The organism is Mesorhizobium sp. M0587 (assembly GCF_040320945.1).
Taxonomy (GTDB): domain Bacteria; phylum Pseudomonadota; class Alphaproteobacteria; order Rhizobiales; family Rhizobiaceae; genus Mesorhizobium.
Window position 1 is genome coordinate 17312 of sequence record NZ_JAMYQP010000008.1, and the last position, 17659, is coordinate 34970.

General features: G+C 64.8%; 17 protein-coding genes. 8 read left to right on the forward strand and 9 right to left on the reverse strand.

Annotated elements, in window-relative coordinates; genetic code table 11:
* Nucleotides 1-4: 4 nt before the first annotated feature.
* The 8 genes from NKI49_RS09585 to NKI49_RS09620 form a co-directional block, all read right to left on the reverse strand.
* The gene (locus NKI49_RS09585) at nucleotides 5-955 is read right to left on the reverse strand and encodes an alpha/beta hydrolase (protein ID WP_352602658.1); all 951 of its coding nucleotides are present in this window, start codon (nucleotides 953-955) and stop codon (nucleotides 5-7) included.
* Nucleotides 952-1632 (reverse strand): isochorismatase family protein, encoded by a 681-nt coding sequence (locus NKI49_RS09590; RefSeq protein WP_352602660.1) that lies wholly within the window; start codon nucleotides 1630-1632, stop codon nucleotides 952-954. The genes NKI49_RS09585 and NKI49_RS09590 overlap by 4 nt, the downstream gene beginning before the upstream one ends.
* Nucleotides 1633-1945: 313 nt before the next feature.
* A complete protein-coding gene (locus tag NKI49_RS09595; protein WP_352602662.1) occupies nucleotides 1946-3250 on the reverse strand; it encodes a M24 family metallopeptidase in 1305 nt (434 codons plus the stop codon).
* A gap of 316 nt (nucleotides 3251-3566) precedes the next feature.
* Entirely contained in the window at nucleotides 3567-4532 is a 966-nt protein-coding gene (locus NKI49_RS09600; RefSeq protein WP_352602664.1) for a GlxA family transcriptional regulator, read from the reverse strand.
* A gap of 68 nt (nucleotides 4533-4600) precedes the next feature.
* The gene (locus NKI49_RS09605; RefSeq protein WP_352602666.1) at nucleotides 4601-5770 is read right to left on the reverse strand and encodes a trans-sulfuration enzyme family protein; all 1170 of its coding nucleotides are present in this window, start codon (nucleotides 5768-5770) and stop codon (nucleotides 4601-4603) included.
* Nucleotides 5767-7206: a pyridoxal-phosphate dependent enzyme gene (locus NKI49_RS09610; protein WP_352602667.1), complete on the reverse strand. Its 1440-nt coding sequence runs from the start codon at nucleotides 7204-7206 to the stop codon at nucleotides 5767-5769. Before NKI49_RS09610 ends, NKI49_RS09605 begins: the two co-directional genes overlap by 4 nt.
* A 176-nt stretch (nucleotides 7207-7382) precedes the next feature.
* Nucleotides 7383-8717 (reverse strand): FAD/NAD(P)-binding protein, encoded by a 1335-nt coding sequence (locus NKI49_RS09615; protein WP_352602668.1) that lies wholly within the window; start codon nucleotides 8715-8717, stop codon nucleotides 7383-7385.
* Nucleotides 8718-8748: 31 nt separating this feature from the next.
* Nucleotides 8749-9228, reverse strand: a complete 480-nt coding sequence (locus NKI49_RS09620) for an RrF2 family transcriptional regulator (protein ID WP_352602670.1) — start codon at nucleotides 9226-9228, stop codon at nucleotides 8749-8751.
* Between the two features lie 773 nt (nucleotides 9229-10001).
* On the opposite strand from NKI49_RS09620, the gene tauA reads away from it, so the two are divergent.
* The 8 genes from tauA to NKI49_RS09660 all read left to right on the forward strand — a co-directional run bounded on the left by tauA (nucleotide 10002) and on the right by NKI49_RS09660 (nucleotide 17022).
* Nucleotides 10002-11015, forward strand: a complete 1014-nt coding sequence (gene tauA / locus NKI49_RS09625; protein ID WP_352602672.1) for a taurine ABC transporter substrate-binding protein — start codon at nucleotides 10002-10004, stop codon at nucleotides 11013-11015.
* 163 nt (nucleotides 11016-11178) lie between these two features.
* The gene (locus NKI49_RS09630) at nucleotides 11179-11952 is read left to right on the forward strand and encodes a taurine ABC transporter ATP-binding protein (RefSeq protein WP_352602674.1); all 774 of its coding nucleotides are present in this window, start codon (nucleotides 11179-11181) and stop codon (nucleotides 11950-11952) included.
* The gene (locus tag NKI49_RS09635) at nucleotides 11949-12809 is read left to right on the forward strand and encodes an ABC transporter permease subunit (RefSeq protein WP_352602676.1); all 861 of its coding nucleotides are present in this window, start codon (nucleotides 11949-11951) and stop codon (nucleotides 12807-12809) included. Before NKI49_RS09630 ends, NKI49_RS09635 begins: the two co-directional genes overlap by 4 nt.
* A 19-nt stretch (nucleotides 12810-12828) precedes the next feature.
* A complete protein-coding gene (locus NKI49_RS09640; protein ID WP_352602678.1) occupies nucleotides 12829-13020 on the forward strand; it encodes a hypothetical protein in 192 nt (63 codons plus the stop codon).
* Between the two features lie 300 nt (nucleotides 13021-13320).
* Nucleotides 13321-14217: a sulfonate ABC transporter substrate-binding protein gene (locus NKI49_RS09645; protein WP_352602815.1), complete on the forward strand. Its 897-nt coding sequence runs from the start codon at nucleotides 13321-13323 to the stop codon at nucleotides 14215-14217.
* A 70-nt stretch (nucleotides 14218-14287) separates the two neighbouring features.
* Nucleotides 14288-15451: an FMNH2-dependent alkanesulfonate monooxygenase gene (gene ssuD, locus NKI49_RS09650; protein ID WP_352602680.1), complete on the forward strand. Its 1164-nt coding sequence runs from the start codon at nucleotides 14288-14290 to the stop codon at nucleotides 15449-15451.
* Nucleotides 15448-16224 carry an ABC transporter permease subunit gene (locus NKI49_RS09655; RefSeq protein ID WP_352602682.1) on the forward strand — a complete coding sequence of 259 codons (777 nt, stop codon included), beginning with the start codon at nucleotides 15448-15450 and terminating at the stop codon, nucleotides 16222-16224. The genes ssuD and NKI49_RS09655 overlap by 4 nt, the downstream gene beginning before the upstream one ends.
* Nucleotides 16225-16233: 9 nt before the next feature.
* Nucleotides 16234-17022 (forward strand): ATP-binding cassette domain-containing protein, encoded by a 789-nt coding sequence (locus NKI49_RS09660; protein ID WP_352602684.1) that lies wholly within the window; start codon nucleotides 16234-16236, stop codon nucleotides 17020-17022.
* A gap of 236 nt (nucleotides 17023-17258) precedes the next feature.
* Here NKI49_RS09660 and NKI49_RS09665 read toward each other — a convergent pair whose 3' ends face one another.
* Nucleotides 17259-17435 carry a hypothetical protein gene (locus NKI49_RS09665; protein ID WP_352602686.1) on the reverse strand — a complete coding sequence of 59 codons (177 nt, stop codon included), beginning with the start codon at nucleotides 17433-17435 and terminating at the stop codon, nucleotides 17259-17261.
* Between the last annotated feature and the right edge of the window lie 224 nt (nucleotides 17436-17659).

The following is a 17659-nucleotide window of genomic DNA, read 5'->3' on the forward strand; positions in this document are numbered from 1 at the left end:
GGTATCAGTAGGGCCAATCCCCCCGGCCGAGCGCCGCAATCGCGGCGATGATGCGCGCAAACGCTTGCGCCGCGGCCGGCACCGTGGCGCGGGCGCGCAGGAAACTGTGGACCAGGCGTTTCTCCTCGTGCCACCACGCCTTGCCGCCGGCAGCCAGGATGCGATCGCGGTAGGCCTCGCCATCCGAGGACAGCGGGTCGCACTCCGCCGTGATGATCACCGTCGGGGGCAGGCCGGAGAAGTCGTCATCACGCAATGGCGAGAAGCTCGGATCGGCGGGCGATTGCCGCTTGGCCGAGCGGACGTCGCGATAGAAGCCGATGTCGGCCACGGACAGCAGCGGTGCGCCGGCATGCTCGACATAGGAGCCCGAGTTCTCGTCGCCGCCGAGTTCGGGATAGATCAGCACCTGTCCGATCGCCTCGCGCCGGCGCGTCGCTCGCGCTACGGCCGCCGCCAGATTGCCGCCGGCGCTCTCGCCGCACAGCACAAGCGGCCCGCCCGTCGTGGCCACTGCCCATTCGAAGGCGGCCAGCGCGTCGTCGAAAGCCGCTGGATGCACATGTTCGGGCGCCAGCCGGTAGTCCACCGACAGCACGTCGAAGCCGGTGCCGGCGCAGATCTCGGCACAGATGTCGTCATGACTGTCGAGCCCGCCGAGGATGAAGCCGCCGCCGTGGTGATAGAGCACCGTGGCCGGTGCGCCCTGACCGGCGCTCTGGTAGCGCCGGACCGGGATGTCGCGGCCAGCGGCGGCGATCAGGCCGTCGCTGGCCTTGACGCCTGGCGGACGGCCTTGATGGAAGGCCCGGCACATTCTGTCATAGACCGCGCGCTGCTTGTCGATCGGCAGGCCGGTGATCTCGGGCGGATACCAGGCGTTGACCGCGGCGATATAGGCCCACAGGGCCGGGTCGAGCCGTGTCTCGTATTTGCCGCGGCTCCCGGCAGTCATAGATCAGCGTAAAGCCCGGCCGCGTTGTCGAAGGTGAAGCGTAGCGGTACCGAGCCTTCGACCTGCCAGGCGGTGGCGGTCTCGCCGGCCAGCAGCCGGCACGCGCCGTCGGTGTCGGTGACGGCGCCGCCATAAAGCCGGTTGGCGAGGTTGAGGATGGCGGTCTGGTGCATGGCAGCACTGCCGCTGCCACAGGCATCCTTGACCAGCAGCACGCGAAAGCCGCGCGCCAGGGCGTCCTTCACGGTGGCGTCGATGCAGGCCTCGGTCCACACGCCGGCAACGACCAGCCATTCGATGCCGGAGGCCTTGAGCTGATCGGGCGCCAGCCCGGTGCGGAAGGCGCTGGCCTCGGCCTTGATCAGAAAGGTCTCGCCATCCGCCGGCGCTACCTCATGGCAGATCTCGGTCAGCGGGTCGCTCTTGTCGGAAAAGGCCGACTTGCCGTCGGGGCCGAGCGGGTGAAACGGCCGCTCCTGGCGGTCGAGATCGACGATATAGGCCCAGTGGTAGAGCGGCACATGGTTCTGCCGCGCCGTCGCCTGCAGGCGCTGCACGTTGGCGAGGATTTTTTCAAACCCCTCGACCAAGTAGCGCGGGTCCTGCCGGTGCTCTTCCTGCAGGTCGATGAAAACAGCGGCCACCGTGCCGCGCTTGATGGCAATGGGGCTTTTCATGCGGATGGGCCTGGGGTGCGGGCCAACGCGGCTCCGTTCAGTGGGCTGGCGCAGGCCCTGGCGATTGGCCGGTGCCTCCCCACCTTCGTCATCCACGGGCGGAGCAGGAGCGAAGCTCCGTCGCGGAGACCCGAGGATCCATGCCGGGAGGTTAGCCGAAGGGTGCAGCGGAGCAGAACTTGCACCGTTGCGGCGCGTTGAAGTCGCGGCATGGATCCTAGGGTCTGCGCCGCGTCGCTACGCTCCTTGCTCCGCCCTAGGATGACGAAGCGATGGGAGGCCGCGACAGTCGCCAAGGAGCGCGGATCCAGCATCAAACCTGTTTCTCCAGAAATTCATCCTCATAGGGGAAGCGCGACAGAAGTTCGGTGCCGGTTTCGGTAATCAGGATCTCGTCCTCCAGCTTGACGCCCTCGCGGCCGCCCTTCTCGCCGATATAGCTTTCGACGCTCACCACCATGCCTGGCACGATATGGCCGTCGCGGCCATAGGTCTCGTAGTCAATGGCATGGGCGATGAACGGCGTCTCGCCATGCATGCCGACCCCGTGCATCACCGAGGTGTAGCGCTGGTCGACGAAGCGGTCCGGGATCTTCCAGGCTTTTTCGGCGATTTCGCGGAACGCCATGCCGGGTTTGACGATCGAGATGTTGTGCTGAACCTGGTCATGCGCCATGCGGTAGAGCGACTTCTGGTAAGGAGTCGGCTTGCCTGGCCCACAGCGGAAGGTGCGCGAGAAATCCGAATAATAGCCGTAGCAGCCGATCGTATCGGTATCGAGCGCCAGAAGTTCGCCGGGCCGGATCTTGCGGCCGCTGGCCTCGTTGAACCACGGATTGGTGCGCTGGCCGGACGTCAACAGCCGCGTCTCGATGAACTCGCCGCCCTGGCGGATGACCTCGCCATACATGATGGCGAACAGATCGTTTTCGGAGACGCCGGGCTTGATCGCCTCGCGCACCGCATAGACCGCCGCCTCGGCACCGGCCATCGACACCTGCAGGCATTTGACTTCCTCCGGTGTCTTGACCGCCCGCACCGCCAGGATTTCGCCCTGGCAATCCCGGACCTCGCAGCCGCGCTTTTCCAGCGCCAGCGCCTGCAGATGGCTGCAGCGGTCGAGCCCTAGCTTCGTCGAGCCGCCACCATGCTGCTTCAAGAGTTCGGCGATCTCGTCGGCGAAGGGACCAGCGGTTTCGTCGTCGCGGCCCGAGACCGACGACCACACGAGCTTGGACGGACGCGCCTCGTCGATCGTATCGAGCACCATCGAGACATGGTAGCTCTGCGGATATTCGAACAGCACGATCGGCCCTTCGGTGGGGATGAAGAAATAGCGGGTCGAGTTGCGCAGGAAATAGCCGAACATGTTGCGCGACCCGGTGGCGTAGCGCTGGTTGTAGGGGTCGAACAGCACGACGCCGCCATAACCGGCCTCGCGCATCCAGCCGCGCAGTTTTGCCAGCCGGCCTTTGCGCAAGGCATCCGCATCGATGAAGGACGGCTCGGTGTCCGACAGCCACATGCCGCCCGCCGGATCGGCGGCCGCGGGATGGCGCATGCGATCCTTGAAGTCCACGTCTTCTGTGCTGTCTGGGTCGAATACGACGATGCTCATGGGGGGTACGGCCTTTGTGGTGTGCGAGCCCAGACCATGGCGCAGGAGGGGAGCGGCGGTTGTGCGAAAAACCGCGTGGGTTGTGCGGGATGCCGCTGGCCAGTCGGTTGCGTCGCGATTCTTCGCGCCCCCCTCTGCCCTGCCAGGCATCTCCCCCACGAGGAGGGAGATTGGCTGCTTCGCCGGCCGCGCTTCACTTTTCAACCTCGGAAATTGGCGAAAGCAGCGATGACAGCGATCTCCCCCCGTGTGGGGGAGATGCCCGGCAGGGCAGAGGGGGGCGCTGTCCCGCCAACGTCTCATCGCGGCTGCGGGCCTAATGCCTTCTCGCCAGCTTCGGCGGATGGCCATGCTCTTCCCGAAAAGCTCGGGCAAAGCTCGACATCGAGGCAAAGCCGCAGGCCAGCGCCACGTCGCGCACCGCCAGCGTCGAATGCGCCAGCAGGTCGGCGGCGCGTTTCAGCCTGAGCCTCCGGTAATAGCCATTGGGCGAGATGGCGAGTTCGGAGCGAAAGGAGCGTTCGAGCTTGTCGGAGGAGACGCCGAGCCGCGCGGTGAGCTCCGCCATGCCGAGCCGCTCCTCGACCGCATCCTCCATGATGGCGATGGCCGACAGCACCAGCTCGTTCTGGACGCCGGTTCGCAGGCGCAGCGGCATCAGCTTGCGGTCGACGCTGGAGCGCAACTGACTGTGCACGAACCATTCGGCGACGCCGGCGGCGAGCTCGGCGCCGTAGTCGTTGGCGATGATCTCGAGCATCATGTCGAGGCTGCCGACGCCGCCGGCGGATGTAAAGCGCTTGCGGTCGATGACGTAGAGATCGCGCCGGAGCTCGATGTTGGGGAACGCTTCGGTGAACGCCGCCTGGCTGGTCCAATGCAAGGTGCAGGCATGGCCGTCGAGCAGGCCGGCGCGAGCGAGAAAGAATGCCGCATCCGCCACCGCGCCGATATGGGCACCATTGCGCAGGCTCCTGCGAATCCAGCTTGCCGCGTCCTCGGCGACGAGATGATCGGCATCGCCGCCCGAGCAGACGACGATGCGATCGACCTTCGGCGCATTCTCGGCATAAAAGCCCGGCTGGATGACGACGCCGTTCGAAGCCTCGACCGGGCCTTTTGTGCCACCGACGATGATCCAGCGATAGCACTGCCGTTTTGCCAAGATATTGGCGGCGCGCAGCGGCTCGATAACCGAGCTGAACGCCATCATCGGAAAGCCGGGAAACACCAGCACCGCGAAGGTCAGGGGAGTTTCGGGAGGTGTTTCGCGCGTGGCCATGGGGCGCCACATTTCGGACAGTTGGGGCTTTGGGTCAACTGAGTGCGATGGCAGGCCTTCCGATAGCGCTATCCCCTCAGCGCCTGCTCCAGGTCCGCGATCAGATCGTCGCCATCCTCGATCCCCGCCGACAGCCGCACCAGCGAATCCGAAATGCCGATCTCGGCGCGCTTCTCCGCCGGGATAGAGCCATGCGTCATCAGCGCGGGGTGCTCGATCAGGCTCTCCACACCGCCGAGGCTTTCGGCCAGCGTGAACAATTGCGTGCGCTCGAGGAAGCGTTTTGTGCCGGCGAGGTCGCGGTCGAGCACGGCCGATATCATGCCGCCGAAGGCGTGCATTTGTTGGACGGCGACGGCATGTTGCGGATGGCTGGCGAGGCCGGGATAGATCACCCTGCGCACATCCTTGCGGCTTTCCAGCCATTGCGCGATTTTCAGACCGTTCGACGAGTGCCGCTCCATCCTCAGCGCCAGTGTCTTGAGGCCGCGCAGCGCCAGAAAACTATCGAACGGACCCGATATGGCGCCGATGGCGTTTTGCAGGAATTTCAGCCGGTCGGCCAAATCCTTGTTGTCGCCGACGACAGCCACGCCGCCGACCATGTCGGAATGGCCGTTGAGGTACTTCGTCGTCGAGTGGACCACGATGTCGATGCCGAGTTCCAGCGGCCGCTGCAGATAGGGGCTGCAGAAGGTGTTGTCGGCGACCGAGAGGATGCCCTTGCGCCTGGCAAGGGCCGCGACGCCTTCGAGGTCGACGATGCGCAGCAGCGGGTTGGTTGGCGTTTCGACCCACAGCAGTTTCGTCTCCGGGCGGATCGCCGCCTCGACGGCGGCAAGGTCGGTGAAATCGACGAAGCTGACCTTGAGATCGGCCGAGCGCTTGCGCACCCGCTCCATCAGGCGGAAGGAGCCGCCATAGATGTCGTCGGTGGCGACGATATGGGCGCCGGAATCGAGCAGCTCCAGCACAGTGGCGATCGACGCCAGCCCGGAAGCGAAGGCGAAGGCCGCCGAGCCGCTTTCGAGATCGGCCACGGCGCGTTCGAAGGCGAAGCGCGTCGGGTTCTGGCTGCGGGCATATTCGAACCCCTTGTGCACCCCCGGCGACTGCTGGCCGTAGGTCGAGGTGGCGTAGATCGGCACCATCACCGCGCCGGTCAACGGATCATGGTTCTGGCCGCCATGAATGGTGCGCGTCGAAAAAGCCAGTCGGTTCTTGCCGGATGAAGTCATCGTGCGCGCCTCAGATGGTTGATTAGGTCGATGCGGGTTATCAGGCCGATGAACTCGTCGCCGTCGAAGATGATGGCGACCTCGTTGCGGTCGAACACCGGCAGCAGCGCGTCCAGCGTCTGGCTCGCCTGCAAAGTGTGCAGATTGGAGGTCATGGCCGTGCGCACAGGGCCGTTGAAGCGCTCCCAGCGTCCGTCATACGGGCCGTCCACCTTGGCCAGTATATCGCTCTCGTCGACGATGCCGACGAGCTTGCCATTGTCGAGCACCGGCAGCTGCGAGACGTCGGAGCGGCGCATGCGGCCATAGGCGTTGAGCAGGCTTTCGTCCGGACCGACATAGACCGTGTCGCCGGTGCGATGCGAGCGCATCACTAGGTCGCGCAGATCGCCATGCTGCTCGTGCTCGGCCAAGCCCTGTTCGGCCAGCCAGAAATCGTCGAACACCTTCGACAGGTACTTGTTGCCGCTGTCGCAGACGAAGGTGACGACGCGCTTGGGCAGCGTCTGTTCGCGGCAATAGCGCAAGGCGGCCGACAGCAGCGTGCCCGACGACGAACCGGCGAGAATGCCTTCCTTGGACAGCAGGTCGCGCACCGCCAGCATGCTCTGCTTGTCTGATATGGAATAGGCCTTCTTGACCAGCGACAGGTCGGCATTGGGCGGCACGAAATCCTCGCCTATACCTTCCACCGTCCAGCTGCCGGCCTCAATCATCTTGCCGGTCTTGATCAGCGGCGCCAGCACCGAGCCGACCGGATCGGCGAGCACCATTTCCGTCTTCGGCGATGCCTTGGCGAAATAACGGCCAAGCCCGGTCAGCGTCCCGCCGGAGCCGACGCCGACAACCACCGCGTCCACATCGCCGCCGAGCTGCGAAAAGATTTCCGGGCCGGTCGTCGTCTCATGTGCCTGCGGATTGGCCGGATTGGCGAACTGGTTGGCATAGAAGGCGCCGGGCACTTCGGCGGCGATCTTCTCGGCCATGTCCTGGTAATATTCGGGATGGCCCTTGCCGACATCGGAGCGAGTCATGCGCACTTCGGCGCCGAGCGCGCGCAGATGCTGGATCTTTTCGCGCGACATCTTGTCGGGAACGACCAGCACGATGCGATAGCCCTTTGGGATGCCGACCTGGGCAAGGCCGAGCCCGGTATTACCCGCGGTCGCCTCGACGATTGTGCCGCCTTGCCTGAGCTTGCCCTCTTTCTCGGCGGCGGCGATCATCGACAGCGCGATGCGGTCCTTGATAGAGCCGCCGGGATTCTGGCTCTCGAGCTTGATGAACAGCCGGCACTTGCCGGTGTCGAATGTGGTCAACTCCACCACCGGCGTCTGGCCGATCAGGTCGAGAACCGACTTGTAGGGCGGACGCAGACGGGACGTTGCGCTTTCCGCAGGGGCGCTGTCCGACGCGGCGACCTTGTGCTTGCTCATATCCGTGCTCCATGATCAAGCGGCCGCCTTGGGGGCGGGCGGCAGCGTATCCTCTTTTCCAGCCCTTTGCAGTTGGAAAGAAGATAGATCGTGCCAATCAACCGGCCAGATGGAGAATGTCATTCCGGGTTGGGCGTCCCCGCGCAAGGCTCTGCAGGGCGCCGTAGAGCGACGATCTACCCCAGCAGCCGCTTGCTCAGCCTGGCGCATTGCACCCGGATGTCGGGAATGGCGTCGATCTCGAAGAAGGTGCCGCGCGTCAGTGGGCCGACGGCCAGGATCTTGGTCGACACGGTGCCGTCGCTGGCGATGATCTCGCAATTGGCGGTGACATCGAGGCCGATGCGCAGCGGGTCCGGCCGTGCCAGCCCGCGGTCGACCAGCGAGCGCACGACGCTGTTCGAAGACGTCGAGATGTCCCTGACGATGCCCGAGCAATCGTAGATGCGGGCAACGTCGAACGTCTCGAGGCGCTGGGTGTGGCGCGACTGGACCGCGACAATGAACTCGTCATTGGCCGTCACGTCGACGACGCGGCCCGCGACAAGGCGAATGCGGCCGGATTGCACCGCGCCGGTCACCTTGGCGTAGACTTCCGGCGCCATGCGATGGCGATGGATATCCCACCAGGCCTTGGTGTGCTCGACGAAGCGGCGCTTGGCTGAAGATGGCCAGTTCTGCCAGATATTCTGATTGAACGGGCGCAGGCCGTCGACCACGTCGCGCCAGTCGACGCCGGCTTTCTGGTTCTCGCGAATCAGGTCGCGGAACCAGCCGACGAAATAGGAAAGCTGGGTACCGAGCGGGATGTCGGCAATGTCGAGCTTGATCGGATTGCCCTTGCGGTGCGGCGACGGCAGCAGCCCGCGCCGGGAAATGGCGACGATCTCGCCCTTGTGGCCGCGCTGTTCCAGCGCCAGGAAAGCGTCGACCATGCTCAAGCCCGTACCCAGCACCATGACACGACTGCCCGGGTCGAGCGCGGTGTCGGCCTCCGAGCCCATTCTGATCGCATGGCCGTGCGCCGGCTGCTCGTCATGGCCGGTGGCCAGCACGGCAAGATGCGAGACGACGCTGGTGCCGTTGGCGAGCACCACCTCGACTCCGGAAGCGGTGGGCGAGATCGACCGGCTTTCCTCGCGGATCAGGCGCAATCGGCCCGTCGCTCGCTCGCCCGCTTCCAGATCGTCGAGCAATTCCTTGAGATAGCGAGCATAGAGGCTGCGCGGCGCGTAGACCGGCGCCTGTTCCGGGGTTGCAAGGCCGCGTTCCAGCAGCCAGCGCCAGAAATTGCCGGGATCATCGGCATAGGCGCTCATGCCGGCGGCGCTGACGTTCAGCACATGTGCCGACAGCAGCGTCGAATAGGCGATGCCCTGGCCGAAATGAGGGCGCTTCTCGATCAGCGTGACCCGCAGATCGGGATTGGGCGATTTCAACAGATGCGCGGCCAGCACGACGCCGCTGGCGCCGCCGCCGACAATGATGATCGAATTGGCGCGCCCGGTCATGCGCGTTCCAGCCCCGTGCGAAGCGCTGGCGTCAGGCCTGGATTTTCACCGCCGCGACCGCAAGGTCGTCGATATCTCTCGCGACCGTAAGCTCGTCGCTGGCGATATCGCGCATTTCGGCGAGGCTGCGCTGGTCGAGCACCTCGGCGATCGCTTGCCGGACCTCGAGCATCAGATGTCGGACTTGGCATGTCGCCTCGTTGCAGTCTTCACAGCGCTGATACTGGGTGCGGCTGGCACAGGGAATAGGTGCCAGCGGCCCGTCGAGGACGCGCACGACATGGCCGACCTTGATCTCGTCGGCAGGCCGCGCCAATCGGTAGCCGCCATCCTTGCCCTTGCGGCTCTGGACGAAGCCGGCATTGCGCAGTTCGCCCAGGATTGCGTCGAGGAATTTCTTCGGGATGTTGTTGCCCGTCGCGATGTCATTGACGAAAGCGAGCTGTCCGGCCGGTATCCGCGCGAGGTGTATGAGCGCCTTGAGGCCGTACTTGCCCTTCTTTGTGAGCATGAGCCGAACGTTTCTCTGTCATGCGGTGGGCCGAAGCCACCTGTTGCGAAACGCCTGGCGTGCCTCCTCGCCGCGTCCAAGCATCCATGACACATAAATTCTAGTGACATGATGTACAAGCCGAGAGCTGTTGATTTTGCTTCATTTTCAAGCTGCTACGGCTATATTTGCCGGTGTTTGTGCCTTTGAGAGCACAGAAATGCGCTTCGCCGGCAGCAAGACGGCAAATGGTTCGAGGGCAGCAGCGGTGGTTTGCGTCGACCCGCACGACGTTGAAAGCCAGCCGAGAGCGATCATGGATTGGTCGCGCATCGTCGCCTCCATTCCTCAATGTCGATAAGAATACTATACTTACCCCTCGACACGCGGAATGTGTTTTCAAATCCTTGGCTGTTTGAGGCATGAATTCGCCCGGCGAGCGTCAGCGCGGGAAATCTCGTTCGTAACCCGCGATGCCGGCGGTATCGCGGCAGAGACACGGGTCCATTCCGTTTTCTTCGAGCGTTGGTGAGGTGCAGAACCTTGCAGGACGTTGACGGGACCACCCTATGTCCTGTCGGCATCGGAAGACCTTGGAGGCAGCCGAACTCCAACATCACGGCTCGAATCAGGCCGTGAGATCGCTCGCAACCGCCCTATCCGCTTCAGCAACGCGCTATCGGCAGCTTTTTTCTAACAAGCCGGCTTTGGTTGGAAGGATTTAACTCTACAGGAATGATAGAATTAGCTGACTATGATGAGGCATTCCGATTTTCTCTTTTCAGGAGCCCTTCATGTCCACCATTTCGCGACGCATTCTTCTCCTGTCGTCGGCAGCACTTGCCGGTGCCGCCTTCCTCGGCCCGGTTTTTGCCGACGACCTCAAGATCACCATCGGCTACCAGACGGTGGTCGAACCCTCGAAAGTGCCGCAGGCCGACGGCACCTACGAAAAGGCAACGAAGGCGGCGATAGACTGGCGCAAATTCGACTCCGGTGCCGACGTCATTGCCGCGGTCGCTTCCGGCTCGGTCGATATAGGCTATGTCGGATCGAGCCCGCTGGGGGCGGCGGCAAGCCGCGACCTTCCCGTCCAGACCATTTTCATTGTCGGCCTGATCGGGCAATCCGAAGCGCTGGTCGCGCGCAACGGTGCCGGCATCGACAAGATCGCCGATCTCGCCGGCAAGAAGGTGGCGGTGCCCTTCGTCTCGACCACGCATTACAGCCTGCTCGCCGCCTTGAAGCACGAGGGCGTCGATCCGAAATCGGTCGAGATCCTCAATCTCAGGCCACCGGAAATCGCAGCCGCCTTCGCGCGGGGCGACATCGATGCGGCTTACGTCTGGGATCCGGCGCTTGGCCAGATCAAGACGACGGGCAAGACCGTGCTAGATTCCTCGCAGGTCGCCGCCTGGGGCGCGCCGACCTTCGACGCCTGGATCGTGCGCACCGACTTCGCCGACAAGAACCCGGAAGCGGTGCGCAATTTCGTCAAGGTGACGGGTGCCGCCTATGCCGCCTTCCTGGCCAAGCCGGACGCCTGGTCGGTGTCTTCGCCGCAGGCGGAAAAGATCGCCAAGCTCACCGGCGCCAAGCTGGAAGAAGTGCCGCAACTGCTCAAGGGCTATGTCTTCCCGACGCTGGAGGAGCAGGCCTCCGACGAATTCCTCGGCGGCGGCACCGTCAGGGCGATCGAGGCGACGTCCGCTTTCCTCAAGGAGCAAGGCAAGATCGGCGCCGTGCTGCCTGATTATACGAAATACGTGACATCGAAATACGCCACCGAAGCGCTGGCTTCGAACTGACAAGGATTGTTTCACGCAATTCCGGACGCGAACCGCTGCACATTTCCTGGAATTGCTCCGAACGCGCGCGCGCTCTCCTTCCCGGGCGCCGCGTGCTGTCTGCCCCGGAACTGCTGACGAGGCGCGGTTTCGGGGCAGTTCAACGAACCTCCCGTGAGGACCCATGCCGCATCTCGTGCTCGACAAGATCTCGATTCACTATCACGGCCAGCCGGCGCCCGCGGTCGAGCGCGTGTCGATCGATGTCGCCAAGGGCGATTTCGTCGTGCTTGTCGGCCGTTCCGGCTGCGGCAAGACCTCGCTGCTCAACGTCGCCGCCGGCCTTGTCAGGCCGTTGCGCGGCAGCGCCGCGATCAACGGCCGGCCAATCACCGCGCCAGGCTCGGACCGCGCGGTGGTATTCCAGAACGATGCCTTGTTTCCGTGGCTGACGGCCCGCGAGAACGTTGCCTTCGCATTGCGGTTGCGCGGCGTCAGACCGGGCGAACGGGCCCGGCGCGCCGACGAGCTTCTGGCGCTGGTCAAGCTCGACGGCGTCGGCGACAAGCACATTTGGGAGCTTTCCGGCGGCATGCGCCAGCGCGTCGGCCTCGCCCGGGCGCTCGCCGCCGAACCGGAATTCCTGCTGCTCGACGAACCGCTTGGCGCGCTCGATGCGCTGACGCGCGAACGCATGCAGACGACGCTGCTCGACCTGTGGACGGCCAGCGATGTCGGCGTGCTGATGGTTACGCACGGCATCGAGGAAGCGCTGGTGCTCGCCACCCGCGTCGTCGTGCTGGCTCCGGGTCCAGGCCGCGTTGTGCGGACTTTCGAGCCCGCCTTCTCCAGGCGCTACGCGTCGGGCGAGGCCATTCGCGCCATCAAGGCCGACCCGGCCTTTGCAGCGGCGCGCGGCGAATTGACCGACGCCATCTTCGAGGGAGAGACGGCATGACTCTCACCTCCTACACGGAACGGCCAGGCCACAAGATCGACGAGGCTGAAGGCCTGTCGGTGCCGTGGTCCAGGCCGCGGCCGAAGCGGGCCGGTGTCTCGGCGCGCATGGTTAGCGCCGTGACGATACTGGTTGTGCTGGCGGCGTGGGCGCTGTCGGCGCGCCTGCAGCTCGTATCGCCGGTTTTCTTGCCCTCGCCCGTCGCCGTGTGGAATAAATTCGTTGTGGTCGCCCGCGACGGCTTCGTCGATGCGACGCTGCTAGAGCATGTCGTGGCAAGCCTCGGCCGCGTGTTCGCCGCGCTCGTCGCGGCCATCCTCATTGGCGTACCGGTTGGGCTCGCCATCGGCATCAGCACGGTGGGACGCGGCATCTTCGATCCGCTATTGGAATTCCTGCGGCCGATCCCGCCGCTCGCCTACCTGCCGCTGGTCATCATCTGGTTCGGCATCGGCGAGCCGTCGAAGATACTGGTGATTGCCATTGCCATGCTGGCGCCGGTGGCGCTGTCGACCGCGTCGGGCGTTCGCGGCGTCTCGCAGGAGCGTATCAATGCGGCGCGCGCTCTCGGTGCGACACGCGCGCAAGTGGTCCGCCACGTGATCCTGCCCAGCGCGCTGCCCGCGATTCTGACCGGCCTGCGTATAGCGCTCGGCGCCGGCTGGTCGACGCTGGTCGCGGCCGAACTGGTGGCGGCGACGCGCGGGCTTGGCTTCATGATCCAGTCGGCCGCCCAGTTCCTCGTCACCGACGTGGTGGTGATGGGCATATTGGTGATCGCGGCCATCGCCTTCGTGCTCGAATTCACCATCCGCCGGATCGAACGCGTGCTCGTCCCCTGGGCGGGCCGCGAATGAAATCGAAAGGAGAGACACGATGATGGACCACTCCACCGCGACATTGTTTGCCTTTCTCGGTGAGCGGCTTCGTCCGTTCCAGAAAACGGACGGCCGGCCGTTTGAAGACGAAGCCAGATCGCCCACGCCGGTACGGCTCGACGCCGAGCGCGACCGCCTGCCGCCGCGCGACGAAAGTTTCTACTGGGCCTGGCAATATTGGTCGCAGTGAAGGGCCGCGGGGGGGCCCCGACAATCACGGAATGAACGCGGGCGATCCGTCTCGCCTCCTCCGTGCTACCGGTGGGTAGGCCGAGGAAGCGCTATCCCGCCAATCATGGAAAACAATTCCGCTTTTTCGCGTCAACTCGCCAAATCATTTCTCCACTAAATTTATAGACCTACCTAGCCTTACCTCTCTTCCAACCGGCGAGGATATTTTCCCGGCGCCGATCCGCATCGAAGGAGAGGGATCATGTTGAATCTGACGAGACGCGTTTTCGGCATCGGCTTGCTGGCAGCAAGCGCTGCCATGTCGTTCGGCGCCGCTGCGCAGGAACTGAAGCAGTTCAGCGTTGGCTATCAGAAGACCGGCCTGCCGGTGATCGCCCGGCAGCAACAGGTGATCGAAAAGGCGCTCGGCGACAAGGGCGTCACCGTCAAGTGGGTGGAATTCACCGCCGGGCCGCCGCTGGTCGAGGCGCTCAATGTCGGAGCCATCGATGTCGGCTGGACTGGCGACGCACCGCCGATCTTCGGCCAATCGGCCGGCGCCAACATCGTCTACGCCGCGGCGCTGCCCTCCAATGGCGAGGGCGAGGCGATCTTCGTCAAGCCGGCGTCGCCGATCCAGTCGGTCGCCGATCTCAAGGGCAAACGCATCGGCGTCGGCAAGGGCACCAGCGCACACAATCTGCTCGTCGCCGCGCTGGAAAAGGCAGGCGTCTCCCTCGATCAGGTCACGCCGGTCTATCTCAGTCCGGCCGATGCCGCCGCCGCCTTCGCCAGCGACCAGATCGATGCCTGGGCCGTCTGGGATCCGTTCTTCGCCATCGCCGAAACGCGCTACCAGCCGCGCGTGCTGGCCCGCTCCAGCGAGGTTCTCAAGGTCAACACCTACTTCCTCGCCAACAAGGATTTCGCCAAGGCGCATCCCGAGATCGTCACCACGACGATCGCGGCCCTCGGCGCGGCGGCGAAATGGGCGGACCAGAACCGCGACAAGGTGGCCGAGGCGCTGCATGAGGTTACCGGCGTGCCGCTCGACGCGCAGACGATCGCCGCCAACCGGACCAAGTTCGGCATCTTTCCGGTCACGGACGAGATCGTCGCCGGCCAGCAGGCGACCGCCGACCGTTTCTACAAGCTTGGCCTGATCCCGAAGGCGGTCCGGATTTCCGACGCCGTGTGGAGCGCTCCGGGCAATTGATCTTTTGCCGCGCGGCGCCGGGTAAGAACGCCCGGCGCCATTTTCTGTTTCCATCTCCAAGAGGTCCGTCATGACCACGCCAGCCGACACCGCGCCGCTCGATTTCTTCTGGTTCATCCCGACGCATGGCGATGGTTCCTATCTCGGTTCCGAGGAACAGCAGCGGCCGCCCGAGTTCGGCTACTTCAAGGAGATCGCGCAGGCGGTCGACCGGCTCGGTTTCCCCGGCGTACTGTTGCCGACCGGGCAGAACTGCGAGGATTCCTGGATCACCGCGACAGGTCTTGCGACGCTCACCGAGAAGCTCAAATTTCTTGTCGCGCTCCGGCCTGGCGTGACGCTGCCGACTTTCGCCGCACGCCAGACAGCGGCACTCGACCGGCTGAGCAATGGTCGTCTGCTCCTCAATGTCGTGGTCGGTGGCAATCCGACCGAGCTTGCCGGCGACGGCGTCTTCCTGCCGCATGACGAGCGCTATGCCCAGGCGCACGAATTCCTCACCATCTGGCGCGGCCTGGTCACCGGCGAACGCGTCAATTTCGATGGCAAATATTATCGCGTCGAGAACGGCCGCCTCGACCTCCTGCCGGTGCAGAAGCGGCCGCCGCTCTATTTCGGCGGATCCTCCGATGCCGGGCAGGACCTCGCCGCCGAGCTCGTCGACATGTATCTCACCTGGGGCGAGCCACCGGCACAGGTGGCCGAGAAGCTCGCCTCGGCCCGCCGCAAGGCGGCACTTCGCGGCCGCAAACTGCGCTTCGGCATCAGGCTGCATTTCATCGTCCGCGAGACCGAGGACGAAGCCTGGCGCGCCGCCGACCGGCTGATCAGCCACGTCACCGATGCCCAGATCGAGAACGCACAAGCGCGGTTTCTGAACCAGATGGACTCGGTCGGCCAGCGCCGCATGGCCGAACTGCATGGCGGCCGTCGCGACAAGCTGGTGGTGTCGCCCAACCTTTGGGCCGGCGTCGGGTTGGTACGCGGCGGAGCAGGCACGGCGCTGGTCGGCACGCCGGAGCAGATAGCCGAGCGCATCCGCGAGTATCAGGCGATCGGCATCGACACCATTATCGGCTCGGGTTACCCGCATCTCGAGGAAGCCTATCGCGTCGCCGAGCTTCTGTTCCCGCGTCTCGGGCCCGGCACAAGGCGGCTCAAGGCGCGCGAAGATATCGCCAACGAGTTCTCCGTCGGCTTCCATGGCGCGGCCCGCCTGCAGGCTTCGTCATGAGCTTTTCCGCGCGCCTCCACAGGAACGGCATCGGATGGCTGCTGCCGGTTTTGGTTATTGCCGGCTGGGAGATCGCCAGCCGTGCGGGCTTGATGCCGCCCAATGTCCTGCCGGCGCCCAGCGCCGTGGCCGAGGCGTTCTGGCGGCTGACCCTGTCGGGCGAACTCATCCGCAACATCGGCGTCTCGACGGCGCGCGCGCTTGCCGGCTTTGCCATTGGCGGCTCGATCGGCTTTGCGCTTGGCCTCGCCAATGGGCTGTCGCGGCTCAGCCGCGGCCTGACCGACACCACGCTGCAGATGATCCGCAACATTCCGCATCTGGCGCTGATTCCGCTCGTCATCCTGTGGTTCGGCATCGACGAGGAAGCAAAACTTTTCCTGGTGGCGCTCGGCGTGTTCTTTCCGATCTATGTCAACACGCTGCTCGGCATCCAGAGCGTCGACCCGCAACTTGTCGAGATGGGCCGTGTCTACGGCATGGACCGGCGCGCGCTGTTCTTCCGCGTGATCCTGCCCGGCGCGCTGCCGGCGATTTTCGTTGGACTGCGCTATGCGCTGGGCATCATGTGGCTGACGCTGATCGTCGCCGAAACCATCTCCGCCAGTTCCGGCCTCGGCTACATGGCCATGCAGGCGCGCGAGTTCCTGCTCATCGACGTCGTCGTGCTGTCGATCCTGATCTACGCGCTGCTCGGCAAGCTCGCCGACAGCCTCGCCCGCCTGCTCGAGCGGTTGTCGCTCGGCTGGCATCCCGCTTTCCAGAACGCCTGAGGGTTTTCGATGCCCAGCCTCGCCGCCGTCCGTTCCTTCGTCGTCACGCCGCAACCGCAGCCGGGCGAGATCGCCGAACGACCGCGCGCCTTCGCCTTCAACGGTGCCGGCAAGCGCTTTGGCGACAAGGTCGTCCTCGACGGCATCGATCTGGATGTGCCGGTCGGCCAGTTCGTCGCCGTCATCGGCAAAAGCGGTTGCGGCAAGAGCACGTTGCTGCGGCTGCTGGCCGGGCTCGACCGGCCGACCGCCGGGTCGCTGATATTTGGCGTGCCGGAAGAAGGCCACAGCCGCACGCGCTTCATGTTCCAGGAGCCGCGGCTTCTGCCCTGGGCCAGCGTGGTGAAAAACGTCGAGGTCGGGCTGACCGGCATCGCCTCGGGTACGGAAGCAAGGCGACGCGCGCTCGACATCCTTGGCGAGGTCGGTCTCGCCGATCGCGCCGACGAATGGCCCTCGGTGTTGTCCGGCGGCCAGAAACAACGCGTCGCGCTTGCCCGCGCTCTGATCGGTCACCCGCAAATCCTGGCGCTCGACGAGCCGTTGGGCGCGCTCGACGCTCTGACCCGTATCGAGATGCAGCAATTGCTGGAACGCATCTGGCTCGCCCAGAAGTTCACCGCCGTGTTGGTCACGCATGACGTTGCCGAGGCCGTTGCGCTCGCCGACCGGGTCGTCGTGATCAGCGGCGGCAAGATCGCGCTCGACCTCGATGTACCGGTGGCCCGGCCGCGCCGGCGCGGCTCGGTCGAACTTGCGCATCTCGAAGGCAGGATTCTGGACCGGCTGTTCAGGTAGAGCCTGTCTTGCGGCGGCGGCGCGATTGAGGACCGCCTTCCCTCACGCCGCCGCTGCTTCGCAGCGCCACCGCTCCCCCTCCGGAGTCCTCCGGAGGGAGAGGAAAGGCGCCAAGGCCGGCGAACGCACGTCCTTCCTCTACCCGTCGATGGGACACGCCTTTCCTCTCCCCCGTCGAGCGGGGGAGAGGTGGCCCGAAGGGCCGGAGTGGGGGTCGACCCTCATCGAAGTCCGCCCTATCGGTTCGCCCACACCAGTCCCGCCAGCCCGACCAGCATGGTGACGATGCCGACGTAGAGCCATTGCGACTGGCCGGTCATGAAGCTGCCGCCGACCACGCCGATGCCTTGCAGTGTCCACAGCGCGCCGATGGCAACCACAATCAAGCCCAGCAGATTTTTGGCAAATCGCATTGACGGACCTCGCTTTCCAAGTCGATCGATTGCGACGCCGTGGCCGCGATGAAAGAGCCGAAGGAAGAGGCCTGATCGTACCGGATTCTACTTGGATGTTGAAGCCGGATCTTGTCAAACAGTTCGCCGATATCGACGAGAAGATCATCAGCAATTGGTGCCGAGCCGTCGGAAAACTCACTGACAGACTGTTACCCGGCGACTCCAAACGTGTGCCATCGCCA